The organism is Bacillus sp. AFS037270 (genome assembly GCF_002585305.1).
This window is the reverse complement of record NZ_NUNF01000007.1, coordinates 85,654-92,717: the sequence shown is the minus strand read 5'-3', so window position 1 is coordinate 92,717 and position 7,064 is coordinate 85,654. Positions and strand designations below refer to the sequence as shown.

The 7,064-nt window shown below is 39.0% G+C and carries 4 protein-coding genes and 2 riboswitches; all 4 genes read right to left on the bottom strand.

What is annotated here, in order from left to right; all coding sequences use genetic code 11:
- Nucleotides 1–246 precede the first annotated feature (246 nt).
- Complete coding sequence (gene ptsG, locus COD92_RS03175) at nucleotides 247–2,301, bottom strand: glucose-specific PTS transporter subunit IIBC (protein ID WP_098532234.1); 2,055 nt, start codon at nucleotides 2,299–2,301, stop codon at nucleotides 247–249.
- A gap of 188 nt (nucleotides 2,302–2,489) precedes the next feature.
- The gene (gene glcT, locus COD92_RS03170) at nucleotides 2,490–3,374 is read right to left on the bottom strand and encodes a glucose PTS transporter transcription antiterminator GlcT (RefSeq protein WP_176541336.1); all 885 of its coding nucleotides are present in this window, start codon (nucleotides 3,372–3,374) and stop codon (nucleotides 2,490–2,492) included.
- A 134-nt stretch (nucleotides 3,375–3,508) separates the two neighbouring features.
- Complete coding sequence (locus COD92_RS03165) at nucleotides 3,509–4,834, bottom strand: NCS2 family permease (protein ID WP_098532236.1); 1,326 nt, start codon at nucleotides 4,832–4,834, stop codon at nucleotides 3,509–3,511.
- A gap of 108 nt (nucleotides 4,835–4,942) precedes the next feature.
- Nucleotides 4,943–5,044, bottom strand: a riboswitch (purine riboswitch).
- Nucleotides 5,045–5,287: 243 nt separating this feature from the next.
- Nucleotides 5,288–6,826, bottom strand: coding sequence for a glutamine-hydrolyzing GMP synthase (gene guaA, locus COD92_RS03160; RefSeq protein ID WP_098532237.1), 1,539 nt, complete (start codon nucleotides 6,824–6,826; stop codon nucleotides 5,288–5,290).
- A gap of 129 nt (nucleotides 6,827–6,955) precedes the next feature.
- Nucleotides 6,956–7,057: riboswitch (purine riboswitch) on the bottom strand.
- Between the last annotated feature and the right edge of the window lie 7 nt (nucleotides 7,058–7,064).

Here is a 7,064-nt window from a genome sequence, read left to right as displayed (position 1 = left end):
TTAGTTTTCAAAGAACAATCATTTTGATGATGCCTCAGCAGAAGCAACTTTACTAATATAACACATCGTTAAAACTGAGTCAATAACTTTTTTTGTTTGAAATTGTTATTAACTTCCTCTCAACGACCGCTTAAATATAATACCACCATGATTAGGTTGGGTCAATACTAAATTTCACTTTTTCATTTCCTCTCTCCTATCAATTTAAAAAAGAAGCCAGCCATTCGGCCAGCTTCTTTTTCAAACTTACTTAGTGATCTTAACAATACCTTCTTGTTTCATATTAACTTGACCCGACTTCTCAATTACCACCTTTTCACCTTCCGCTAGGTTTGTGAAGACAACCGGAGTAATGGTAGAAGTTGCATTTTCTTTAATATAGTTAATATCGAACTTCAAGAGTGGTTGACCTTGCTCAATGATTTCATTTTCTGTTACTAACGTTTCGAATCCTTGACCTTTTAAGTTAACCGTATCAATCCCTACATGGATGAGGATCTCACGTCCAGTATCAGAAAGAATGCCAATCGCATGTTTAGTTGGGAACAAGTTGACAATCTTACCATTAACAGGTGATACCACCATACCTTCTGAAGGTACAATCGCAAAACCATCACCCATCATCTTACCAGCAAACACTTGGTCAGGAACTTCCGTAATTGGCTTGATTTCGCCCTTAAGTGGTGCAGCGAATACTTCGTTTTGACGTGCATTCTGCATAGCATCAGTAGTAGTAGTAGTAGTAGTCTGAGCCTGCTTTTGTTCAGGAGCCGCTGCACGAGGACGTTTCCCTGACATGATATCTTTCATTTGACCTTTAATGGTTTCAGAACGCGGGCCAAAGATAGCCTGAATATTGTTACCTACCTCAAGTACACCTGCAGCACCAAGGCGTTTTAATTCATCTTTGTTAACATTTTTAATATCTTTTACCGATACACGAAGACGTGTAATACATGCATCAAGATTTGCGATATTATCTCTACCGCCCATAGCATCTAAAATATTAGAAGCTAAATCTCCACCTGCAGCCTTTCCTGCTGTTTGTTCGCCTTCTTCTTCCTCTAGCTCACGTCCAGGTGTTTTAAGATCAAACTTACGAATCGCAAAACGGAAACCAAAGTAGTAAATAACCGCAAACACAAGACCAACTGGAATTACAAGCCAAGCATGTGTCTGTGGATTAATTAAACCAAATAGTACATAGTCAATTAAACCACCAGAGAATGTCATACCGATTTTTACATTTAACAGATGCATTACCATAAATGATAAACCAGCAAATATAGCATGAATACCAAACAATATTGGCGCAACGAATAGGAATGAGAATTCAATCGGTTCAGTAATACCTGTTAGGAAAGCAGTTAGTCCAGCCGATGCCATTAAACCACCAACAAACACTTTCTTTTCAGGCTTTGCTTCATGATAAATTGCTAATGCAGCTGCTGGAAGACCAAACATCATGAATGGGAATTTACCAGTCATAAATGTACCAGCAGTAAGATTTTTCACATGGTCTGAAATCTGAGCCATAAAGATACGCTGGTCACCATGAACAACCTGACCTGCTTTAGTAGTATACGTTCCGAATTCATACCAGAAAGGTGAATAGAAAATATGATGTAATCCAAATGGAATCAATGCACGTTCAATAACCCCGAAAATAAATGCAGAAAGAGTTAGGTTCGCATTAACCATGTTGTTAGAGAATGCGTTCAATCCAGATTGGATTGGCGGCCAAATAACTAGCATGATTAATCCAAGAATGATTGCTGTAGCAGCTGTGATAATTGGAACAAAACGTTTTCCCGCAAAGAATCCTAGATAGGACGGAAGCTCGATTTCAAAAAACTTATTGTACATAGTTGCAGCGATAATACCAACAATAATACCGCCAAATACCCCAGTTTGAAGAGTCGGGATACCTAAGACACTTACATAACTTGTTCCATTAATAGATTTCGCATCAATGCCTAAAACTGTACCCATTGTTACATTCATAATTAAGTAACCAATGATTGCTGCTAGTCCAGCTGTTCCTTCTCCGCCAGCTAAACCTACAGCAACACCAACGGCAAATAACAACGGCAGGTTACCGAAAACAATATCCCCGGCGTTCTTCATAACAGATGCAACCATTGCAACTCCACTATTATCTAGCCAAGGTGCTAGGTTCAATAACGCCGGATTGACTAACGCAGCACCTAATGCAAGCAAGATTCCTGCAGCCGGTAAAAGAGCAACCGGAAGCATAAGTGCTTTACCAACTTTTTGTAAAGTACCAAAAGCGTTTTTCATTTAAATGACCTCCTGAAAATTTTTAGCTCATAAAGCGGTTACACGATAGATAAAAAACAACAAAAAAGGCATGAGTAAAAGTACAATTGAAACGAAGTTTAGGTATAGACTACCCCAAATCCTTCAATTCAATTAATACTTTTCACTCATGCCTGATCGAATCAGTAACACGTAAAAAATAATAAGTGCTATTTAAATTTGTTTTGAAGTCTCTGCAAATGCATCGTTAAATAAACGGCTTCTGCATCGAAGACCTTCATTTTTAATGTTTGCTGCATCACTTTAATGAGCTTCCATGAGAGATTATAACACACCGGATATTCAACTTTCAATAGGTTTGCAATTTTTTCTGGTTCCTCAACCTTCTCAGCTTTTATCACGCGCTCAATTGCGAAACGGAGATGGCGGACAAGCCTCATGTAATCAATACTTTCTTTGTCAATTTCAATATCAAATTGATCCTCAACCATGGCAACTAATTTACTGACAAGCTGTGAGTGCTGATTAACATCCGATAAATTTTTATTGGTCAAGGCACTATGAATGTGTAAAGCAATAAATCCGATTTCCCCTACTGGAAGGAGTATTCCTGTTTTTTCACCAATGTGTTCAACGACCGTTGAAGCGATTTCATATTCATGCCGATAAAGTGCCTTTGTTTCGACTAAAAATGGATTCCTCATTTCCATCCCTTTCGATGCTCTTGTAAGGGCGAACATTAAGTGATCTGTTAGGGCCACATGAATATGTTCATTTAAATCTGTATGTGTACGCTGTTTGATTATATCAATCGCAGAGATAATAACTTCTAAATAATCCAAATCAATAAACGGAAGCAATTTAATGTAATTTTCTTGCTCCTTTTCATCTTTCAAAACAAAAAGCTTTTCAACGGTTTCTGTTTCTATATAGTCGCCTCGTTTTCGATTAAACCCTATACCTTTCCCGATCAAGACAACTTCTTTGAAGGAAGGGTGTTCAGCAATTAATACATTGTTATTTAATACTTTATCGATTAATAGGTTCGCCAAACCTTCACCCCCGTTTCTCCTGCAAACACTTACTATTTTCATGTTATAAGAGGTTAAACAGGAAGTCAACGCCATTGTTCGACAAAGATTCAAATAAATGAATGTAGTCTGTCACAATTTCGCCCCGATATACAAAAAGGGAACTGTATGGTCACAGTTCCCTCGGAGTATTTGATTTATTTTAAGATAAAATATAACACAAAGATCACAAAGAATAGGTACATGATTGGGTTAATCTCTTTTATACGGCCTTTTACAATCATTGTAATCGGGTAGAAAATAAACCCTACTGCAATCCCAGTAGCAATACTGTATGACAGCGGCATTGCAATCATTGTTAGGAAAGCAGGAACAGCAATCTCAAATTTTTTCCAATCAATATTACCTAATGAAGAAACCATCAATACCCCAACAATGATTAAAGCTGGTGCCGTTACCGGTGCTGTTACAACTGACAGTAACGGGAAGAAAAAGAGTGATAAGATAAACAGTCCAGCAGTAACTAATGAAGCAAACCCTGTTCTTGCTCCAGCAGCAACCCCTGCTGATGACTCAATGTAAGAAGTTGTTGTTGAAGTACCAAGGACAGCACCAACAGTTGTTGCAATTGAATCAGAAATTAACGCTCGGCCAGCGCGAGGAAGTTTATTATCTTTCATGATTCCTGCTTGGTTTGCTACAGCCACCAACGTTCCTGCGTTATCAAAGAAATCAACAAACAAGAAAGTCAAAATAATTCCGAGCATGGATGTCGTATAAAAAGAACTGTCACTAAACGATTGAAATGCCGCACCAAAAGTAGGTGCTAAACTTGGAACTGTATCTACCACTTTATGAGGCAACTCAATTTCTCCAAAGATCATTCCTACAATAACGGTAATTACCATACCGTAGAAAACAGCTCCATTAATTCCTCTTGTCATCAAAATAACTGTAACGACGATACCGAAAATTGCCAAAAGTGTTGAAGGAGCAGTTAAATCTCCCAAACCAACTAGTGTTGCATCATTATTGACAATAATCTTAGCATTTTGTAAGCCAACAAATGTAATAAACAAACCAATACCTGCCCCAACTGCATGCTTTAAATCAACTGGTATTGCGTTAATAATTTTTTCACGAAGACCTGTAAGTGTTAGTAAAAGAAAGAAGATACCGGAAATAAGAACCGCACCTAGTGCATGCTGCCAAGGAATACCGCTTCCTAAAACAACAGTATAAGCAAAAAAAGCATTTAAACCCATACCCGGCGCTAATGCCAGCGGATACTTTCCAAGTAGACCCATTACAATGGAGCCAAGGGCTGATGCTAGGGCTGTCGCCACAAATACTGAACCGTAGTCCATTCTTAATGCATCCGGAAAGTCTTTTATGGATGCAAGTGATAATGTTAACGGGTTTACAACTAGTATATAAGCCATCGCTAAGAAGGTGGTTAAGCCCCCAATAAATTCACGGCGATAATTTGTGCCATGTTTTTCAAACTCAAAATACTTATGCATTTCTTTTCCCCCTATAAATCTTTTCTTTTATTATGCAAAAAAATACTCCGGTATATTCTACCGGAGCATGACTATAGGCTCGTGCAATATAAGAGGAAAAGAATGCCTCTTTATTTCACACTGCCTCGTAGTCAAGCCATTTACGGTGGCTCGGTAGAAACTCTTGGGCCATATTCCCAATATTATACGATGCAATTGATTATTTACCTTATTTCCTTTTTTATTTTAACAGGTCGCAAAAAGCTTGTAAACAAAAAATACGAACGTTGTTATTAAAAAAAATAGCATTGTTCGTATTTTTGTTTAATCCTTCCAAAATTCTTTCCCATTCACCATAAATCGACATGAACGATAACCCATATTGTGCGTCTAGCTCCATGCCGACATCAAAAAAATAAGACGAGCCTGCTATCGGCTCGTCTTATTTTTTTGCCCTAATAAAGGCTATTTAGTTTATTCCCATTCAATGGTTGCAGGCGGCTTGCTCGTGATATCGTAAACCACCCGGTTCACGTGAGGTACTTCATTCACAATTCGAGTAGAGATGAGTTCTAATACATCCCACGGGATTCGCGCCCAGTCAGATGTCATCCCATCAATAGAAGTAACGGCGCGGATCCCGATTGTATAATCATAGGTCCGTGCATCACCCATAACACCAACACTGCGGATATCTGGCAGCACGGTGAAGTATTGCCAAATTTCGCGATCAAGCCCAGCCTTTTTGATTTCTTCGCGTAAAATCCAATCCGATTCACGGACAATTTCAAGCTTGTCTTCTGAAATCGCTCCTAGGACACGAATTCCAAGACCAGGACCAGGGAATGGCTGCCGCCAAACAATATCATCAGGAATGCCGAGTTCCGTACCAAGGGCACGAACCTCATCCTTAAATAAGGTATTGAGCGGTTCGATTAATTTAAATTGCATGTCTTCTGGAAGACCGCCTACATTGTGATGCGATTTAATCGTTTGTGCTGTTGCTGTTCCACTTTCAATAATATCGGTGTAAAGAGTACCTTGTGCTAAAAACTCAATTCCCTCAAGTTTAGCTGCCTCATCATCGAATACATAAATAAATTCATTGCCGATAATCTTCCGCTTCTTCTCAGGATCTGAAACACCTTCTAATTTGGAAAAGAAGCGTTCCTTTGCATCGACTTTAATCACATTCATATGGAAACCTTCAGAGAAGGTCTTCATAACGCTGTCTGCTTCATTTTTGCGAAGTAGACCATGATCTACAAAGATACAAGTTAATTGATCACCAATTGCTTTATGAATTAACACGGCAACTACAGAAGAATCCACTCCGCCGCTTAGTGCACAAAGGACCTTCTTATCACCAACGGTCTCGCGGATCTTGGCCATTTCTGTTTCAATAAAGTTTTCCATTGACCAATTAGCATTGCACTCACAAACTTTAAAGACAAAATTCTTGAGCAGTTCATTTCCATATACAGAATGACGTACCTCCGGATGGAATTGAACAGCATAAAGTTTGCGATCCTCATCGCTCATCGCTGAAATTGGACAAGACGGGCTTGTTCCATTAACGGTGAACCCTTCAGGTGCCTCCACAACTAGATCACCATGACTCATCCAAACAGTCTGCTCACTAGGCAATTCGGCAAATAAGGCAGTTGGATGTTCAAGGACCATAGTCGCCTTTCCATACTCACGCTGCTGCGCTTTTTCAACTTTCCCGTTAAAATGAACGGTCATTAACTGCATTCCGTAACAAATCCCTAGAATCGGCAAGCCCATTTCAAAAATGGCTTCATCACAGCGGAATGAATTTTCATCATAAACGCTGTTTGGACCACCAGAAAAAATAATCCCCTTTGGATTCATTTTGCGAATTTCTTCTGCAGTAATCGTATGTGGATGAAGCTCACTGTACACGCCGAACTCACGAATGCGGCGGGTAATCAGTTGATTATATTGGCTTCCAAAGTCTAACACAACAATTAAATCTTGCTTTTCCGTCAAAACAGTCACCCCTCAATTTCTAAATAATAATACTAGCTTATACAATTAAGCGGAAAAATAAAAAAAACTAGAATTCTCTCCCCAACATAAACAGGAAGGCAGAATTCTAGTTATCTCGCAAAAGTATCACTAAAAAAATTCCGCCTTCATAGTCAGGCCATTTACGGCGGCCCGGTAGATACTCTCGAACCCTATTTTCGAGGATATATGAAGGTATTCAACCCTATTGAATTAAAAC